Consider the following 19,923-nt stretch of genomic DNA (forward strand, 5'->3'; position numbering starts at 1 on the left):
CTGCTCGGCAGGATTGCCCCTGAATGATCTCAGCACGGCGTCCAAAGGCGCGAATTCGGTGCGGATGATGCGCTCTGCCTGATCAGGCAGCCGGATGGCCGGTGGCACTTCGACGCGTTCGGCGGGGGCCACCTGCCAGCGTTCGCAGGCAAGGTCCGTCAGATCCGGCATCTGAGCGCCTGTGATCCGACGCAACCGGTTTGTGATCGGGCGCAGGGATGTCAACGGCGTTCATCCGAGGCGCTGTCAGCGATGCTGAAAAAATCCATCAAGAAAAGTTAACGCAAAATCGGCTTGCTGACAAATCGACTGCGAACGCTGCCGCCAGTGCCGCAGGTCGGAGGGACCATGATCCGGCCCGGGCGACGGGCGTCAGCGTCACCTCGACGGCTTTGCCGCACTCGGCGGCAAAGCTGTGCTACGTCTCACCTCGTCGGGTTAGAGCCTCGGTTCCACCGCCACCGCCTCGGGCATCGTCTGGGTGAAGCCGGCCTGACCGGCTGTCTTCACGTCAAGCGACGAGTGGCGACGACGGCTGGCTCATGCGCGGAAGAGCAACTTGTCCCGACTGTCCGAATTTCCGCGGCCACCTCTTCCATTCGCCACCTCGTCATGCGCCATGAACTGGCTGAGTGTGGCCCTGCTCCGGCTGACGCGACTCTTGATCGTGCCGACGGTGCAGCCGCAGGCCTCGGCCGCTTCCAGCTGTGAAAACCCATAGGCTCCCATCAGCACAAGCGGCTTGCGCTGAGGACTGGGTAGGGCGGCGATGGCTGCGATCAGCTCCTTGAGGGCCAGCGCATGATCTTGCCGCGGCTCCTCGTAAAGCGCCTGCGCGCAGACACCATCGACGTCCTCCACCTCACGACGGAGTTTCCGAAGGTCCGAGAAGAACGTGTTGCGCATGATGGTGAACAGCCAGGCGCGCAGATTGGTCCCGGGACTGTAGCTGTCGCGACTGGCCCAGGCCTTCAGAAGCGTTGCCTGAACCAGATCCTGCGCCCGATGTTCGTTCGACGTCAGCTTCAGCGCGCGGCGCCGCAGGGCTGCGACCTGCTGCGGCAAAAGCTCGTGGAAGGGATGGTGATCGATCATGAACTTCTCACCTTTTGGGTAAGCACCGACACGCCGCAGCGGCGCCGCGCCGCGGCTGGACGCCTGAGCGGTCGGAGTTGAATGGAAGATGTCGATCGGTCGGACCGACGAGATGTGCCTGGTCGCCCATATGGGCGACCCATGTAGGGGAGTGTCCGTCACAGCGTCGGGTCAGGTGGCGGCTTCGGCATTCAGACGTTTCTCGGCCAGCTTCGTCAGCGCCTTGTCGGCGCCATATTCCTGATCCAGCGTTTCTTTCAACAGCGCGGCTGCGTCGGAGTGACCGAGCTGCTTGGCCCAGGCCACGAGCGTTCCGTAGCGGGCGATCTCGTAGTGCTCGACCGCCTGTGCAAGCGAGATGAGCGCCGCATCCATGGTCTCTGCGTCGTCGATCTCGGCCATCAGGCCCTCGGCCTCTTCGACCAGGCCGACCATGGCATCGCATTTCGCGCCACGCGCGGGCTTGCCGAGGATCTCGAACACCTCTTCCAGCCGCGTGACATGGTCTTCGGTTTCGTCCTTGTGCGACGACAGGGCCGCCTTCAGCTTGGCATCGGTCGCCTTGCGCTCCATTTTCGGCAGCGCCTTCAGGATCTGGCGTTCGGCGTAGAGCACGTCCTTCAGGGTATGAAGGAACAGGTCGTCAAGGGTTTGAATGGTCATGGGGGCAGCTCCTGTGACAGGGTGGGCCTGCCTTTTCGTGGTAAGCGCGACGAAAAGGCAGAGGGGTATAGATCGGATACGATCTCTATTTTCCGTCAGCCGAAACGCTGCTCCAGCGGCGTGTCCGACATCATCTGCACGCAATCCTGTGATCGGTTTGAGCCGGGGGTGTATTTGCGACCCGACAGGAAAATCTGCCCGTATCGTTTGGCATAGGCCCTGGATCGAAAGGAGAATCCGTGCTTTCGAATTACGCGTTCGATTTCAAGGGCTTCGGGAATCCGGGGTATGAACAGATCTGCTTTGTTTTCCTTTGACATCTCGACGTCCGTTACTCGAACAAGTGACTCTGAGGTTTGGGACAGAAATGGTTTCGCCTGGGAAGCAGCGCGATGATGATCACCACCTGTATCGGCGCTCTGCGAAGCGAGGCGAAATCAGGAACAAGATCGCAAGTGAACGGATGCCGCCCGCGAAAATGACCGGCCAATCGACGTCCGACCCGTTCACATTGGGCGACTGCACCGTGTCGACGGGATAGGGGTTTGGCGCTGTGTTTTCAGGCGGCATCGAAGATTTCCTGAATTGGGTGCCAGATCAGCCGAGGCCGATAAAGCTGAGCACTGCGATGACGATCACGACTGCACCGACAATATAAATGATCTTGTTCATGGGTTTTCCTTTTCAACGAAACATGTCTGCCCTGCCGCTGCGCAACGCGCATCGGTGCTGGTTTCCGAAAGGTGATCTGCAAGTGATTGCCGCATCACCTTCCGGATTTGTTCGATCGTGCGAATGGACCGGGCGGCCGGATCCTGACTTGCGTCATACCAAGCCGTAGGGATACCAGCTCGTCTGACCTCGCCGCAGGAATCAACAGGCCGCCCAGCCATTCTGGAGGTTTTGAAACGCCAACCTCCCACTCGTTAAAGCACAGTCTGAAGGGACTTTTCGTCCTTCGCGTTTCACGTAACGGTTTCCGGACCGGCGACGATAGGATCGGAATCTACTCATTTTGCGCTGACAGGCGCGTCGGGGATGGTTCTGGCGTGCTCAGACCAAGTCCCATCGCCTGACGCGCACAACCATGTTGACAAACTTCCATAAATGCACCGACCTTGCGGCGACCGTGCTCCGCAGACCCTGATCCGAAGCGCGTCGTCGGCCGATAGTTGTAACTGAAGGACCCGAACCTGATGGACGGTGAACCACAGACACATCTGCCGGTCATCGCCATCGGGGCCTCCGCCGGCGGGCTGGAGGCGTGCCGCGCGTTGCTTGACGACATGCCCGGCGATGTGCCGGCCGCGTTCATCCTGATCCTGCACCTCGATCCGACCCATGACAGCATGATGGTCGACCTGCTGAGCCGCCACACGCGACTCAAGGTCGTGCAGGCCTCCGAAGGCATGGCGCTGAGGCCGGGGTATCTGCATGTGATCCCGCCCGGTGTGTTCCTGACCGTTGCACAGCGCGTGATCCATCTGGCGGAACCGGATGGCGGCAAGGGGGTGCGGCTGCCCTTCGATGCCCTGTTGCGCTCGCTGGCGCGCGATGCGGGCGCGTCCTCGGCGGCCATCGTGTTGTCGGGCACCGGCACCGACGGCAGCGTGGGCATCGCCGGGATCGAGGCCGCCGGTGGCCTCGTGATCGCGCAGGACCCGAAGGAGGCCGGCTATTCCGGCATGCCCGAAAGCGCCATCGCGACCGGTGTCGTCGCCGAAGTTCTGCGCACCGACGAGATGGTCGGCGCGATCGAACGATTTGCCCGCTCGGCCAAGGCCGGGTCGCTGCCCGCTTTTGACACAGCGTCGCGCCAGGGCGGCGCCGACGACGAGGCAGACCTGCGGATGCCGGGGCAAGGCACGGCCCGTTATGACGATCTGTTGGCGTATCTGGGGAAACATGCCGAGCAGGATCTTTCGCTTTACAAGCGCGGAACGCTGGAACGCCGCATCGCGCGCCGGATGGCGTCGGTCGGCCTCGCGCCCGAGGACACCCGGCGATACCTCGACATGGTGAAATCCGATCCCGAAGAACGCACCAGGATCGCATCCGACCTGCTGATCCACGTCACCAGCTTCTTCCGCGATCCTGCCGTGTTCGAGCATCTGGCCGCGAAGGCCATTCCCGATCTGCTCGCGGACCTGTCCGACGATCGGCCGCTCAGGATCTGGATCGCCGGGTGCAGCACCGGCGAAGAGGCCTACAGCCTCGCGATGATCTGCATCGAGCAGATGGAGGCGGCAGGAAGCACCGCGCGGCTGCAGATCCTGGCCTCCGACGTCGACCCCGAGGCGATCGCGACGGCACGGGCCGGGTTCTATCCGACCGAGATCGAGGCCGCCGTGTCGTCCGAGCGTCTGGAACGGTTCTTCGTGACCCAAGAAACCGGTTGGCGGGTCACCTCGGCCCTGCGCGACGTGATCGTGTTCACTGTCGCCGACCTGTTGTCGGACCCGCCGTTTTCCAGGATCGACCTGGTGTCGTGCCGCAACTTGCTGATATATCTTGGGCCAGAGGCACAGAAACGCGCGATCGCGCGCTGCTGCTTTGCGTTGCGCCCGGGCGGTCTGCTGCTTTTGGGGGCGGCGGAAATGCCGGGGGCGAGCGACACCTGCTTTGCCGTCGAGGACAAGGCGGCGCGGCTTTGGCGCCGGGTCGGCAAAAGCCACCCGACCGATCTGCATTTCGGTATCGGCAAGCGCGAGGTCGCGCCGGCGTCGGACGCCCTCGGCCCGATCCGGCGCAGTGCGCTGGCCGATCTGTGCCGCCGCATCGTGCTGGAACACTACGCGCCTGCCGCCGTGCTGCTGAACACCCGGCTGGAGGTTCTGTACCTTCTGGGCCCCACCGAGAAATACCTCACGATCACCCAGGGCCACCCTGACCCCAGCATCATCGGCATGCTGCCGAAGGTCCTGCGCGCCCGCGTGCGGGCGGCGGCGGCGACATGCGGCCCGGAAAACCCCATGGTGACCGTATCGGGCGGGCGCATCCTTGGCGCCACCGGTTATGACATTGCCCTGCACTCGGTCCTGGCCGGGGCCGAGCCGCTGGTGCTGGCCTGTTTCATCGACACCCCGCGCCCGGCCGCAGCGCGCGCCGACACCGATGACGGCACCGCCGAGGACCGCCGCACCGGCAATCTGGAGGCCGATCTGGAGGCCACGCGCCGCGACCTTCGCGATGCGCTGCGCGATCTGGAACGAGAGGTCGAGACGCATGGCGCCGACGCCGCCGAAGCGCTGGCGCTGAACGAGGAGTTCCAGTCCACCAACGAGGAGCTGCTGGCCTCGAAAGAGGAACTTCAATCGCTGAACGAAGAGCTGACCGCGCTCAACAGCCAGTTGCAAGAGACGCTCGAGCGGCACCGCACCACCGCCAACGACCTGCAAAACGTTCTCTTCAGCACCGATGTCGCCACGCTGTTTCTGGATCTCGAACTCAACATCCGCTTCTTCACGCCCGCGGCCCGCGCGATCTTCCGCGTCATCCCGACTGATGTCGGCCGCCCGCTTGCCGATCTTGCATCCGTGGTCTCGGACGCCGAACTCGAGGCAGACGCCCGGGCCGTGATCACGTCCTCGGACCCGAGGGAGTGCGAAATCGAGGGGGCCGGCGGGCTGTGGTTCCTGCGCCGTGCCCAACCCTACCGGGCCGAGGGCGACCGGGTGGAAGGCGTGGTGATCACCTATGTCGACATCACCGAACGCAAGCGCATCAACGCGGCGCTGCTGGCCGCGATGGACGAGGCCGACCGGGCGACCCGGGCCAAGTCGCGCTTTCTGGCCGCCGCCAGCCATGATCTGCGCCAGCCATTGCAATCGATGGCGCTACTGCACAATCTTCTGGCCCGGAACAGGCCATCGACCGAAGGAGTGCGGCTGGCCGCGCTTCTCGATCAGACGCTGAACTCCATGACGCGGATGCTGGATTCGATGCTGGATGTGAACAGGATCGAGTCGGGCATCGTCCGGCCGGACATACGGCCCGTGGCGATCGGCCCGCTGATGCAGCGCCTTGCCGTCGAGTTCGGCCCGCTGTGCGATCTGAAGGGGTTGCGGTTGCGGTCCGTGCCGTGCAGCGCCTGGGTGTGCACCGATCTGCAACTTCTGGAACAGATGCTGCGCAACCTCTTGTCGAACGCGATGAAATACACGCCGAAAGGGGGAATCCTGATGGGCTGTCGCCGGCGCGGCGAGGAGTTGCATGTCGTGGTCTGCGACACCGGCATCGGCGTGACCGAGGCGGAAACGGTGCAGATCTTCGACGCCTATCGGCAGGGGGAAAAGGCTGCTGCGCTCTCGGCTGGTGGGCTGGGGCTGGGGCTGTCGATCGTGCAGCGGCTGGCCGAGCTGATGGAGCATCCGATCACGCTGCGCTCGACGCCCGGCGAGGGATCGTCCTTCTCCATCACGCTGCCGATGGTCGATCCGGCCCCCGAGGGCCTGCCCCCGCCGCAACCAGGCCCCGATGTGATCGGCGCGGCCCGCTTGGCCGGAACGATCCTTCTGGTCGAAGATGAAGAACCGCTGCGCGACCTGCTGGCGAATGTCCTGCGCCAGGAGGGGCACACCGTAATCGCCAAGGCCGATGCGAAGGACGCGCTGGCCTGGGCCAGCGGCGACGTGGCACGGCCCGATCTGTTGCTGACGGATTTCGAGCTGCGCGGCGGTGCGTCCGGGCTGAAGCTGGCGCAGGATCTGCCGGACGTGCTGGGCGAGGCTGTGCCCACCATCATCCTGACCGGCGACATCACCAGCGACACCATGAAGCACATCGCCGCCTCGCCCTGCCACCAGGTCGCCAAGCCGGTGATGCCCGAGGTGCTTCTGGCGCTGATCGCGGACCTCATGAAGAAGGCCAGCACCGAACGGACCAGGGCCGCCCGGCGCGCCGACGCCGCCAGCACCACCGTGCATGTCATCGACGACGACCCGATCATCTGCGAAGCCATGCGCCGCCTCTTCGAGGCCGAGGGCTGGTGGGTGGTCACCTATCCCTCGGCCGAAAGCTTTCTCGCTGCGCCGCGCCCCGAGCCGCCCGCCTGTCTGCTGGTCGACAACCTCTTGCCCGGCATGGACGGCGTGGCACTGATCGACCGGATGCGGGACGACGAGACGCGGCTGCCCACCGTCATGCTGACCGGCCATGGCGATGCGGCGGTCGCCGTGGCCGCGATGAAGGCGGGCGCGACGGACCTGATCGAAAAGCCGGCCAGTGCCGCGCAACTGCTGGCCAGCGTGCGGCAGGCGATCGCATCGGGGCAGGACGGCCATGCGCCGGGGGCTTCGCGAAAGGTCGCGCGCAAGAGGTTCGCGGATCTCACACGGCGCGAGCGCGAAGTTCTGACGAAGGTGCTGGAGGGCGCGCCCAACAAGATCATCGCCGCCGATCTGGGGATCAACCAGCGCACGGTCGAAAACCACCGCGCGGCGGTGATGCGCAAGACCGGCGCGTCGTCGCTGCCGGATCTCGTCCGGCTTGCGCTTCTGGGAGACGTGCAGAACATGTGAGGCAAGCGCCGGCACAACCCGGCGATGCGGTTCGCTTGCGGCATATGCCATGCCGGCCTGCTTTGATCGGAACGGAAACCTGCAGGCTGCGTTCAGTAGGGCATGGAGCAGAGCCTGGCATCCCGTTCGGGTGGCTTGGGCCGTCCCCGCATTACAGGAATACCTCTCATGACACACACCTCCGCCGCCACACTCAGCCCGGGCAAGCCCACGATGCACCCGGCAGAGGTGCCCAGGTCCACCCCATCCTTGCAGCATGCGATCATCGACCTGATCTTCGCCTCGGCGCTTGCCCCTTTCGCCGCGTTCACGCCAACGACGGACAAGCTGCGCAAAGCCGCAGCCCCCAGGACCGGCCGCAGGCTGGGCGCCGTGGTAACCGAGTTGCGGCAGGCGAAGGCGCTTACGCAGGAGGCGACGAACAACGCCGCGTCCGGCCCCGCGCCGCGGATGCCGCGCGGGGCGCAGTATCTCGAGCGCACCCATCGCTGCGCCGCCGGGTCGCGCAGCTACAGGCTGTACCTGCCAGCCAGCCAGCCGACGCGGCCCAATGGTCTGATCATGATGCTGCACGCCTGCAATCAGACCCCGGACGATTTTGCCGCCGGCACCCACATGAACGCGCTGGCCGAGAAACACGGTCTGGCCATCGCCTATCCGGAGCAGACGCGGCGTGGTAACGCGGCGTCGTGCTGGAACTGGTTCAATCCCGCGCATCAGACCCGCGGCGCAGGTGAGCCGGCCATCCTCGCCTCGCTCGCGCGCGAGTTGATGCAAGAGTTCGGCCTTGGCCGCGACGCCGTGTTCGTGGCGGGGCTGTCCTCTGGTGGCGCGATGGCGGCGATCCTCGCGGATGTCTATCCGGACGTCTTTTCGGCGGCGGGAATCCATTCCGGGATGGCCCGCGGGGCGGTGGGCAATGCCATATCGGCCATACTGGCGATGCGCAGCGGCGCCTCAGGTGGTCTTGCGCCAGTCCTTGCCGTGCCGGCACAACCGGTCCGATGGATCATCTTTCAAGGCGCGGACGACAGCACGGTTCATCGCTCGAACGCGGCGATGATCCTCGTAGCGGCCCTCGGGGACGATGCGGTGCCGACCCGGATCAGCACCCGCTCGGCTGGCGGGCGCGATTACGCCCGCAGCGACTATGCCGGATCCGACGGGGCCACGCAGGTCGAGGCCTGGATGATCGAGGACTCGGGTCACGCCTGGTCTGGCGGGCGCGCGGGCGGGTCCCATGTCGACACCAAGGGGCCTGATGCCTCCGCACAGATGATCCGGTTCTTTCTGGCCAGTCCCGCCTGACCCCGGGACGCGACACGCGAGTTTTTGCGTTCTTTCAAGATGGGCTTCCCTTTCGAAGCGGATCTGGCTTGGGAAGATGCAGAGCGCCGACCGGCGACGAATCCGGGGCCCGCTCATACCCCGCAGGCCACCGGCAACAACCGAGCGCAAGCCTGCGACCTGACGACCGCCGATGTCGAAAGCACGACCGTCTATGGCCGCGACGACGAGACCATCGGGTCGAGCGGTTCCCTGAAGGTCGGCAGCCACAACAAGATCACCGACGCCGTGATCGATGTCGGGGGCGCTCTCGTGATGGGCGCCCATTCGGTGCTGATCCCGTAGCGCCAGATCAGCGTCCTGCGCCAGACCGACGGTTTCGATCTGCGCGTCCACCTGGACAGGACCAAGGAACAGCTCAAGGCGAGATGCCGCATCACGACGCGCTATCTGGCCCCACGTTGACCTGAAGGATCGGGTGACCCTGTCCGGATTTCGTCATGGCTGAAGTCGTGTCCGCCACACAAACCGAATACGCATCGGGATATCAGTTCGTGCCCTGGATACTCCGGCCCTGATACTCCGGCCCCGATACTCCGGCAGGTGCGGGCCGGTGGCGTTGGTGCGCTGCGTGCCGTCGCCGCAGATCGACCTACGATCAAAGCAAAGGACGGCGCGCTTCGCAGCGAGACCGTTCCGGTCGTCACGACGTTCTACATCCGCGTCGCGGTCGGCGGCATCAGAGGCGAAGGTGACCTGATCCATCGTGAGGGCGACATCATGCTCGCCCGAAGAGCCCGCCGACACCCACCACAAGCGCGCGGACCTGTCCGTCGCTTGAGAGCGCGATTTCATCGATCTGGCCGATATTGTCCAAGGGTCCGAGGTCGGATCTGTTCATCATCGCCACGGGCTGCGTGCCGGACATGGTCTTGCCATCACCCGACATTGCCGTGTCACCTTGGGTATGCCGCGCACAGCGGGCGTGACCCACGAACGCGGACGCGAAGAGGTCGGATGGGCTGCGCTGGTTCAGGAACCGGGGCGTTTCGGCGTTCTGCTGCTGACCTTCCGGATTGGTGGCAGGGGCCTGCGTTTGCGCCAGCGTCATGGTGGACAGGGCTAGCGACATCACCAGAGGTGGTTGAAAGTAGCTTCAACATAGGGGATTTCTCCTAGGGCGAGAGCCAGATCGACAGCCGATCTCTTGCTCACCCGACACCACGGAAACGCCCGATCGCACGATCCGTTCCGATTTCCCCGCTGCTGCACGGTTCTGTGATTTTTGCAGCGTCCCGGTCGCGCAGGGTGCGGGCAGGGTGCGGAACGCTTGTCTCGCTGCCGCGTTGATCGTGTCTTAGCACTTCGCACAAGGGATCGCGAACCATGGCACAACCTATCAGGTCGGTGATCATTCCGGCCGCCGGACGGGGCACGCGGCTGTTGCCCGCGACCAAGACGATCCCCAAGGAGTTGCTGAACGTCTATGACCGTCCCGCTCTTCAGTTCGCGGTCGACGAGGCGATCGACCTCGGTGTCGAACGGATCGTCGTGGTGATCCATCCCGACAAGGGGGCGATCCGCGACTATCTGGCGCCCGACCGGGCCTACGTTTCGGATTTGCGGGCCAGCGGCAAGGCGGCGCTAGGCGACGCGCTGGCCGAAATTGAGGTGCCGGAGTGGATCGAGATCATGTTTGTCGACCAGGCTCAGCCGCTCGGCCTCGGCCATGCGATCCTCTGCGCCGAAGCGTTGACCCTGCCGGGCCCGTTCGGCGTGATCCTGCCCGACGATCTGATCCTCGGTACGCCCTGCCTCTCGGAGATGGCGGGCCAGTATTCCAGGGGTCACATGATCGCCGCCATGGAAGTCTGCCCGGACGAGACGCACAAATATGGGATATTCCGGGTCGCCGGCCTTTCGATCAGTCGCAGTGTTCCGGTGTCCGGCATGGTGGAAAAGCCCGGTCCCGGGCAGGCGCCCTCGCGGTTGGCCGCCGTGGGGCGCTACATTCTCGATCCGTGCATTCTGGACACGCTCAAGCACGTCACGCACGGCTCGGGCGGCGAAATCCAGTTGACCGACGCGATCGCCCGCGATGCCGCGCATGTCCCACTCAGCGCTTTCCGTTTCAGCGGAATACGCTATGATTGCGGCACCCATGACGGACTGCTGGACGCGGCCATGGCGCGGCAACGCGCGGTGAAGGCCCGTGCGGCAGGGCTGGACATGTCCGGCCTGTCGATGGCAGCGCGCACACCGGTTGCCCGGATGTAATCCCGCCGCGCATCCGTCGGTTTCTTTTTAGGGAACGCTTAGACATTTCGGCCGTTGTACCCGCAGGAGCCGCGCGCCGTCGGCATGCTCGCGCACCGGTGCCAGGTCCAGAAAGGATCTTCACATGGAATGGGATCAGATCACCGAAAAATGGGACGCCATGGCCCGGCGCCTGTGCAACGACAGGCCAACGCAGTGCCAGCGCACCGTCACGAGGGTGCAGGACACACGTCGCGCCGCGACAGGCACGGGCGGAGCGACGTCACGCACGAGTTCTTCCGAACGTATCGTCAACGACCCTGACCTTACGTCCCATCAGTGACGCCCCGGGATCGCAGTCAACACCCAAACCCTGAGCACGGTGCTTGGTGGAAACTGTGGCGGCACGTCGGACGGCCGGCGCAGCAAAACAACCCCTGGAACGGCACCGCGGTGATCCGCGCCGACCTGTTCGGGGCGGAGCGTCTTGAACATCACGCGATTTCGCTGGCGCAGGCCCAGCCCGTCACGGATCGCAAATTGCGGGTAGCGCCGCTGCGCGATCGGGTGCGCGACAACTCGACCGTCCTGCTGTCGGCCTACCGATCCTGTTCTCAGGCGGTGCAGGCCGGTCAGGCCGTCACCCCGGCGACCGAATGGCTGCTTGACAATTACCACCTTGTCGAACGTCAGCTTCAGCAGATCTCGCGCGACCTGCCGCCGGGATATTACCGTCAGTTGCCCAAGCTCGCCACCGGCCCCTTCGCCGGCTATCCGCGCGTCTTGGGCATCGCCTGGGCCTATGTGGCGCACACCGACAGCCTGCTGAATGTGCCTGTGCTGGCCCGTTTCCTGCGCGCCTATCAGACCATCGATCCGTTGACGATCGGCGAGCTTTGGGCCGTCGCCATCACCCTGCGCATCGTGCTGATCGAGAACATGCGCCGGGTGACAGACCAGATTGTCGCAGAGCAGAACAGCCGCCGTGCCGCGGACGATCTGGTGGACATGGTGATAGGCCACGCCGGAACGGGCAATGCGCCCGCGTCACGTGACCTGGCGTTTCGCGCCCTTGCCGATGCCACGGAAGCGTTGGAAGGCGCACCATTGCCCGAAGCCTTTGCGGCGCGGGTCATCCAGCGGCTGCGGGGGTTCAGTGCCGCCGACACGCCCTTGCATGGCTGGCTGCAGGAGTGCCTGGGCCAGCAGGGCCTGACTGCCGACGATGTGGTGCTGCTCGCCCAAGGCCAGCAAGGTGCATCGAATGTCACGATGCGCGACATTGTCACCAGCATGCGGCTGATCTCCGAGATGGAGTGGCCCGATTTCTTCGAAGAGGTCAGTCCGGTCGACGCAAGGCTGCGCGCTGGCTCGGATTTCGGCGCGATGGATTTCGCGTCCCGCAACCTCTACCGCACCGCGATCGAGACGCTCGCGCGCGCTTCAGGGATCACGGAGGTCGCGGTGACCGAGGCAGCGCTGGCCCGCGCCGACGCGGGCGCGACACCCGCTACGCGCGATCCCGGCCACAGTCTGATCGGACCGGGCCGGCGCGCGCTGGAGAGTGACATCGGATACCGCCCGGGTCCGGGCCTGCGCCTGAGGCGGATCCTCGGCCGCGTCGGTCTGCCGGGCTATCTGGCTGCGCTGTGGATTGCCGCTTTCGCGATCCTCGGGGTGGCGCTGATGCTGGCCGGGGCGCAGGGCTGGCTGGCTGTGCCCCTTGTCCTTGCAGGGCTTGCCCCGGCGTTCGAGGCTGGCAGCGCCCTGGTCAATCTGGCGGTCACGCGCACCGTTGCGCCGCGGCGCCTGCCGGGGCTGGATCTTGCGCATGGGATTCCGCCGGACCTGCGCTGTCTCGTCGCCGTGCCCGTGCTGCTGAACACTGTCGAGGATGTCGCGGACTGTATCGAACGGCTGGAGGTGCATCACCTGTCCAGCACGCAAGGCGCGGTGCACTACGCAATTCTGTCCGACGGTCCCGATGCCGCCTCCGAGACCCGGCCGCAGGATGCCGATCTGATCGCCCATGCAAGGCGCGCGGTGGCCCGGTTGAACGAAACCTATCCGTCGCCGGATGGCGACAGGTTCCTGCTCCTGCATCGCCGTCGCCTGTGGAACCCGGAAATGGGCGTCTGGATGGGGTGGGAGCGCAAGCGCGGCAAGCTGACAGAGCTGAACCGGCTGCTGCGCGGCGCGACCGACACCAGCTTTGTCGCCCCCTGCGCGGTGCCGCAATATGTGCGGTTCGTGATCACGCTTGATGCCGACACGCGGCTGCTCCGCGATACGGTCCGGCGGCTGGTCGGCAAGATGGCCCATCCCCTGAACGCGCCGCATTTCGATGCGGACGCGGGGCGGGTGACGCAGGGCTACAGCGTCATGCAACCGCGGGTGACGCCTGCCTTGCCCGTCGGTGCCCAGGGATCGATCTATCAGCAGATCAACGCCAGCCACGGCGGCATCGACGCCTATGCGGCGGCGATCTCGGACATCTATCAGGACCTGTTCGGCGAAGGCTCGTTCACCGGCAAGGGCATATACGACGTCGATGCCTTCCAGGCGGCGCTGGCCGGCAGAGTGCCCGACAACACCATGCTTAGCCACGACCTGTTCGAGGGGGATCTTGCCCGCGCGGCGCTGGTGTCCGACATCGAGGTGGTCGAGGATTTCCCGGCACGCCATGACATCGCCGCGCGCCGACAGCACCGTTGGGTGCGTGGTGACTGGCAGCTGCTGCCATGGCTGACCGGGCGCGCCGCGACTGGACAAAGTGCGATCTCTGCGCTTGGACGGTGGAAGATCATCGACAACCTGCGCCGCTCGCTGACCGCGCCGCTGACGCTGGCAGCCCTTGGGGCGGGTTGGCTGTTGCCTCTGCCCGGTGCGGCGGCGTGGACCGCCCTGGTGCTTGTCATGCTGGCGCTGCCCTATATGCTTCCCTTGCCTTTCGCCCTTCTGCCCGGCCGGGCCGGCATCACCGCCCACAGCCATCTTGCCGCCCTGACCCGCGACGCCCGAACCGCGGCCGGGCGTATCGCGCTGGACATCGCGTTGCTGCCCGACACGGCTGCACGGATGGCCGATGCGATCCTGCGCACGGGATTGCGGCTTTACGGGACCCATCGGAACCTGCTGGAGTGGATGACCTCGGCCCATACCTCGCAACGGGGGCGTCTGGGCCCGCTGGCACAGTACCGGGACATGGCCGGCGGCGTCGTGCTGGGCCTTGTGGTGGCCGGCGTGGCACTTGCGCTGAACCCGGTCGCCTGGCCGCTGGTTGCGCCGATCGCCCTGCTGTGGCTCGTGAGCCCGCTCATCGCCTTCCAGGTCAGCCGAGCGCGACCGCCGCCCGAGACAGCCCTGCTCTCCGATGCGGACAGGTTGGGACTGCGGCTGGTCGCACGCCGCACATGGCGCTTTTTCGAGACCTACGTGACGGCCGCCGACAATGACCTGCCGCCCGACAACTTTCAGGAAACCCCGCGACCCGTGCTGGCGCGGCGCACCTCGCCCACCAATATCGGTCTTTACATGCTGGCCACGACGGCGGCCCATGATCTGGGCTGGATCGGACGGGCCGAGGCCACAGCCCGGCTGGAACGGACGCTGGCCACGATGCGGCGGATGCCGACGTTCCGCGGCCATCTCTACAACTGGCACGCGACGGACGATCTGCACGTGCTGGACCCGGCCTATATCTCCTCGGTCGACAGCGGAAATCTGGCCGGGCACCTGATCGCCGTGGCGCAGGCCTGCGCCGACTGGCAACACAGCCCGGTTTCCGAGGCCGACTGGCGCGTCGGCCTGTCCGATACGCTGCGACTGGCAGAAAGCGCGCTGACCGACGGGCAAGCCCCGGATCGCAGCCTGGCCGACCGGCTGGCAGCGCTTTCCGATGCCGCGGCAGAACAGGCACCGCTTGACCGGCTGCTGGACCTGAGTATCAACGCAGTCACCCGCGCCCGGACCACTGCGGCAGCCGGATCAGAGGTCGTCTTCTGGGTCGAGGCCGTGCACAGCTGTCTTTCAAGCCACGCCGCCGACCGCGACCTGACCCTTGATCCGCGCCTCACGGCCCTTGAACGCCTCGCCCGCGATTTTGCAACCGGCATGGAGTTCGGGTTCCTGCTCGACAAGGACAAGCAGCTCCTGTCGATCGGCTTTTCCGTCACCACCAACCGGCTCGATCCCAGCTGTTACGACCTTCTGGCCTCCGAGGCGCGGCTGGCAAGCCTGTTCGCGATTGCCAAGGGCGACGTCGCGACCCGCCACTGGTTCCGCCTCGGCCGCGCGGCCACGCCGATGGGCGCAGGCGCCGCCCTGATCTCCTGGTCGGGCAGCATGTTCGAGTATCTGATGCCGTCGCTGGTGATGCGCGCCCCCGAAGGATCCGTGCTGGCGGAGACGAACCGCCGGATCGTGGGCCGCCAGCAGGCCCATGGCACGGCCCTTGGCATCCCGTGGGGCATATCGGAATCGGCCTACAACGCCCGCGATCTGGAGATGACCTATCAATACTCCAATTTCGGCGTGCCCGGCCTGGGCCTGAAACGGGGCTTGAGCGAGAACCGCGTCGTCGCGCCTTATGCGACCGGGTTGGCCGCGATGGTGGCGCCCGGCGACGCACGGCGCAATTTCGATCGTCTCGCAGGCCTCGGGGCCGAGGGGCGGTTCGGGTTCTACGAAGCGCTGGACTACACCGCGTCGCGCCTTCCCGCAGGCGCAGACTGCGCCATCGTGCGCAGCTTCATGGCGCATCATCAGGGCATGACCATCACCGCCATCGCGAACGTGGTTCAGGAGGGTCGCCTGCGCGCCCGCTTCCACGCCGAGCCGATGATCATGGCGGTGGAGCTGCTGTTGCAGGAACGTGCGCCGCGCGACGTTGCCGAAGCGCCACCGCGCGCGGAAGAGGCCACGGTGGCGTCCCCCGACCCGGACCGGACACCGGTGGTGCGGCAGTTCCTGTCACCGGCAACGGCCGCGCCGACCGCGCATCTGCTGTCGAACGGATCCTACGCCGTGATGCTGACGCCCACCGGCGCGGGGTTCAGCCGCTGGCGTGGCCTTGCCGTGACCCGGTGGCGCGACGATCCGACGACGGGGCAGTACGGGGCGTTCATCCTTGCGCGCGACCGGATATCCGGGGCGGCCTGGTCGGCGGCCCTGCAACCGGCGGGGGGCGACGCCAGCTGCCATGAGGCTGTGTTCAGCGAGCATGAGGCGGTTTTCACCCACACGGCCGCATCCCTGACGACGCTGACCGAGATTGTCGTCTCTGCCGAAGACGACGCCGAGGCGCGGCGCGTGACGCTGACCAACACCGGCCGCACCCCGCGCGAGATCGACCTCACCTCATACGCCGAGCTGGTGCTTGCGCCGATGCCTGCGGATGTGGCGCATCCGGCCTTTTCCAAGCTTTTCGTGGTCACCGACTTCCTGCCCGAACTTGGCGTCCTCATCGCCACGCGTCGCCGCCGCGCGCCGGACGATCCCGAGATCTGGGCCGCCCATATCGCAGTGGTCGAAGGCCAGGAGGTCGCCCCGATCGCATTCGAGACGGACCGCGCCCGGTTCATCGGGCAGGGCAGCAGCATCGGGCAGGCTGCCGTGGCGGGTGTCGAGCTGTCGCAAACGACGGGCACGGTGCTGGACCCGGTGTTTGCGATCCGGCGCTCGGTTCTGGTGCCGGCGGGCGGCAGCGTGCGCGTCACGTTCTGGACCATGGTCGCGGACGATTCCGACAGGCTTCTGGATCTGGTGGACCACTGCCGCGATCCTTCTGCCTTCGGCCGGGCCGCCACGCTGTCCTGGACGCATGCGCAGGTGCAGCTGCGCCATCTCGGCGTGACCCGAACCGCAGCCGCTGATTTCCAGCGCCTGTGCGGCATGCTGATCCGGGCCGATTCGCGCCTGCGGGCGCCACATGCGACCATCACGACCGGTGCGGGGCCGCAATCAGCGCTCTGGCCCTATGGCATTTCGGGCGACCTGCCGATCCTGCTGTTCCGGATCGAGGATGCCCATGATGTACCTCGCCTTCTCGAGCTGTTGGCCGCGCACGAATACCTGCGGATGCGGCAATGCGCCTTCGATGTGGTGATCCTGAACGACCGCGCTGCCTCTTATGTGCAGGACCTGCAGACCCTGATCGAGGGTGCGGTGCGCACGTCCGGGTCGCGCTCGCCACCCGATCCTTCCTCGAGCGGACCGATCGGCAAGGTGCATGTCCTGCGCAGCGACCTGCTGCCCGACGCGAAGGCGATGCTGCTTGCCATGGCCAGCGTCGTGCTGATCGCTGCCAGGGGCAGCATCGGCCAGCAGATCGCCGGCCTGTCCCGTCCGGCTGCCCGCAGGACCACGGCCGGAGTTGCGCCAGTGCCGCAGCCCGTGTCCCGAGCACCGGCCGCGGCCTTCGATACCTCGGCGCTGGAGTTTTTCAACGGAACTGGCGGCTTTGCCGACGCTGGCCGCGAATATGTCATTGTGTTGCGGGACGGCAAGACCACGCCTGCGCCCTGGATCAACGTGATCGCCAACCCCGGCTTCGGGTTTCAGGTCTCGGCCCTCGGCAGCGGCCATGTCTGGTCGGAAAACAGCCGCGAGAACCAGCTGACGCCCTGGTCGAACGATCCCGTCACCGATCCGGCGACCGAGGCGATGTGGCTGCATGATCTCGACACTGGCCAGACCTGGACCCCGACCGCGCTGCCGATCCGCGACGGCGGGCTGTATGTTGCGCGCCATGGTTTCGGCTACAGCCGGTTCCAGCACAGCGCCCATGGCATCGACGCCGAGATGGTGCAGTTCGTACCGATGGACGATGCCCTTCGCATTTCGCGCCTGACGCTGCACAACGCCTCTGGCCGGACGCGCCGCCTGTCGGTGACGGCCTATGCCGAATGGGTTCTGGGGCCATCGCGCGGCGCGACCCTGCGCCATGTCGTCACCAGCGTCGAGCCTGCCACCGGCGCGATCCTTGCTCGCAACCCGTTCTCGACCGCCTTTCCGGGCCGCACGGCCTTTGCCGATCTGGGGCCCGAGACCAGCAGCCACAGTGGCGACAGGGCCGAGGTTCTGGGGCTTGGCGGCAGCATGGCCTCGCCCGCCGGCATTGGCCAGGTCCCGCTATCGGGCCGAACCGGTCCTGCGCTCGACCCCTGTGCCGCGCTGCAACGACGCGTGACGCTGGCCCCCGGCGAAACGGTCGAGTTGCTGTTCCTGCTGGGTCAGGCAGACAGCGACGGGGCCGCCCGCACGCTGATCCAGCGCCACCGCAGCGCCGATCCCGCGGTCACGCTCGAAGCCGTGAAGTCGCACTGGGCCGACCTGTTGGGCGCGGTGCAGGTGACAACGCCGGACCGTTCAATGGACATCATGCTGAACGGCTGGCTCTTGTATCAGACGATGGCCTGCCGCATCTGGGCGCGGGCCGGCTTCTACCAGGCCAGCGGCGCCTACGGGTTCCGCGACCAGTTGCAGGACGGGATGGCGCTTGCAGCGCTCCGCCCCGAGATGACGCGCGCACACCTGCTGCGCGCGGCCGCGCGACAGTTCCCGGAGGGTGACGTCCAGCACTGGTGGCTTCCCCACTCCGGGCAGGGAGTGCGCACGCGCATCTCGGATGACCGCGTCTGGCTGGGCCATGCCGTCGCACAGTATGTGGCGGTCACGGGCGACAAAGCCGTGCTCGACGAGATGGTGCCGTTTCTGGAAGGCCCCAGGCTGCCCCCCGGCGCGCATGACGATTTCTTCTTGCCGATCGTGTCGGACCAGACGGCGAGCCTGTTCGAGCATTGCGCGCGCGGCCTCGACCAAGCCATCGACCTGACCGGCGAGAACGGCATGCCCCTGATCGGCACAGGCGATTGGAACGACGGCATGAACCGTGTAGGCGAAGCTGGGCAGGGCACCTCGGTCTGGCTGGGCTGGCTTCTGATCGCGACGATTGACGCCATGGCGCCCCATGCCGACGCCCGCGACCCGGCCCGCGCGCGTCGCTGGCGGGGCCATGCCGCGGCGGTGAAACAGGCCATCGAGCGAGACGGCTGGGACGGCGCGTGGTACCTGCGCGGCACTTATGACGACGGGACCCTCCTCGGGTCAGCCACGTCGGAGGAATGCCGCATCGACAGCATCGCGCAATCCTGGGCCGTCCTGTCTGGCGCCGCCGATCGGGGACGGGCGATCCGGGCGATGGCCTCGATGGCCGAGCATCTGATACGTCCCGATCCGGGGCTTGCATTGCTGTTCACGCCGCCTTTCGACGCCGCGCCGCAAGACCCCGGCTATATCAAGGGGTATCCGCCCGGTCTGCGCGAAAACGGCGGCCAGTACAGCCACGCCGCGATGTGGGCGATCCTTGCCTACGCCAAGCTGGGCCACGGGGACTCGGCGGGCGATCTGTTCGCGATGCTGAACCCGATCAACCACGCGCTGACGCCAGCCGATGCGACGCGCTACAAGGTCGAACCCTATGTCGTGGCAGCCGACATCTATTCCACCGCGCCGCATGACGGACGCGGGGGTTGGAGCTGGTATACCGGGTCCGCCGCATGGATGTACCGCGCCGGAATCGAAGGCATCCTCGGGCTGTCCCGTGCGGGTGAGACCCTGATCCTGAACCCGTGCTTTCCGAAACACTGGCCACAGGTCACCGCGCGCGTCAGGATCGGAGCGGTCAGTCTTGCGATTACCATCGACAACCCCGCGCATTCCGGGCGCGGTATCGTCGCAGCGACGCTGGACGGTGTGGCCATCCCCCCGGAAGACGGGCGGTTGCATGTGCCTATGGTCGTCTGCGCATCTGGGCAGACACAGGCCATTCGCGTGACACTTGGCTGATGCCGGGCACCAGGCAGCCATGTTGCGACGTGTACAATGCCTGTCGCAACGGCGTTCGCCGGCCCTAGATGAATGACTGGCCGACCCACGTCCCCGATGATCGCGTGAACGGGCCGAAACCCGCGGGGCTTGGCACCTTGCTTGCGCTAGAGTTGGCCGCATCTGGGCAGATTTGACGGGTTTCGGCGGTGCTGTCGCGATAGCGGCTTCTGAAAAGCTTCCGTCCCCCCTGCCCGCGACCAGGTGTGCGGCATCC

9 protein-coding genes are annotated in these 19,923 nt (G+C 66.2%); 5 read left to right on the forward strand and 4 right to left on the reverse strand.

Translation table 11 applies throughout. The annotated features are described in order from the left end of the window. Positions 1-540: 540 nt before the first annotated feature. From L1965_RS15065 to L1965_RS15075, 3 genes are all read right to left on the reverse strand, one after another. Complete coding sequence (locus tag L1965_RS15065) at positions 541-1,095, reverse strand: sigma-70 family RNA polymerase sigma factor (protein ID WP_235757263.1); 555 nt, start codon at positions 1,093-1,095, stop codon at positions 541-543. A 171-nt stretch (positions 1,096-1,266) separates the two neighbouring features. Next, complete coding sequence (locus L1965_RS15070) at positions 1,267-1,758, reverse strand: YciE/YciF ferroxidase family protein (RefSeq protein ID WP_235757264.1); 492 nt, start codon at positions 1,756-1,758, stop codon at positions 1,267-1,269. Between the two features lie 95 nt (positions 1,759-1,853). After that, positions 1,854-2,078 carry a hypothetical protein gene (locus L1965_RS15075; protein WP_235757265.1) on the reverse strand — a complete coding sequence of 75 codons (225 nt, stop codon included), beginning with the start codon at positions 2,076-2,078 and terminating at the stop codon, positions 1,854-1,856. 876 nt (positions 2,079-2,954) lie between these two features. Between L1965_RS15075 and L1965_RS15080 the strand changes: the two genes are divergently transcribed. The 3 genes from L1965_RS15080 (at position 2,955) to L1965_RS15090 (ending at position 8,909) form a co-directional block, all read left to right on the forward strand. Beyond that, positions 2,955-7,277, forward strand: coding sequence for a chemotaxis protein CheB (locus L1965_RS15080; RefSeq protein ID WP_235757266.1), 4,323 nt, complete (start codon positions 2,955-2,957; stop codon positions 7,275-7,277). A gap of 168 nt (positions 7,278-7,445) precedes the next feature. Next, the gene (locus L1965_RS15085) at positions 7,446-8,585 is read left to right on the forward strand and encodes an extracellular catalytic domain type 1 short-chain-length polyhydroxyalkanoate depolymerase (RefSeq protein WP_235757267.1); all 1,140 of its coding nucleotides are present in this window, start codon (positions 7,446-7,448) and stop codon (positions 8,583-8,585) included. Positions 8,586-8,624: 39 nt separating this feature from the next. Beyond that, the gene (locus tag L1965_RS15090) at positions 8,625-8,909 is read left to right on the forward strand and encodes a hypothetical protein (RefSeq protein WP_235757268.1); all 285 of its coding nucleotides are present in this window, start codon (positions 8,625-8,627) and stop codon (positions 8,907-8,909) included. 433 nt (positions 8,910-9,342) lie between these two features. Here L1965_RS15090 and L1965_RS15095 read toward each other — a convergent pair whose 3' ends face one another. After that, positions 9,343-9,699, reverse strand: coding sequence for a hypothetical protein (locus L1965_RS15095; RefSeq protein WP_235757269.1), 357 nt, complete (start codon positions 9,697-9,699; stop codon positions 9,343-9,345). Between the two features lie 251 nt (positions 9,700-9,950). On the opposite strand from L1965_RS15095, the gene L1965_RS15100 reads away from it, so the two are divergent. Both L1965_RS15100 and L1965_RS15105 read left to right on the forward strand, forming a co-directional pair. Further along, the gene (locus tag L1965_RS15100; RefSeq protein ID WP_235757270.1) at positions 9,951-10,841 is read left to right on the forward strand and encodes a UTP--glucose-1-phosphate uridylyltransferase; all 891 of its coding nucleotides are present in this window, start codon (positions 9,951-9,953) and stop codon (positions 10,839-10,841) included. A gap of 432 nt (positions 10,842-11,273) precedes the next feature. Further along, positions 11,274-19,667 carry a GH36-type glycosyl hydrolase domain-containing protein gene (locus L1965_RS15105; protein WP_235757271.1) on the forward strand — a complete coding sequence of 2,798 codons (8,394 nt, stop codon included), beginning with the start codon at positions 11,274-11,276 and terminating at the stop codon, positions 19,665-19,667. Positions 19,668-19,923 lie beyond the last annotated feature (256 nt).

This window comes from Paracoccus salsus (genome assembly GCF_021556615.1).
Taxonomy (GTDB): domain Bacteria; phylum Pseudomonadota; class Alphaproteobacteria; order Rhodobacterales; family Rhodobacteraceae; genus Paracoccus; species Paracoccus salsus.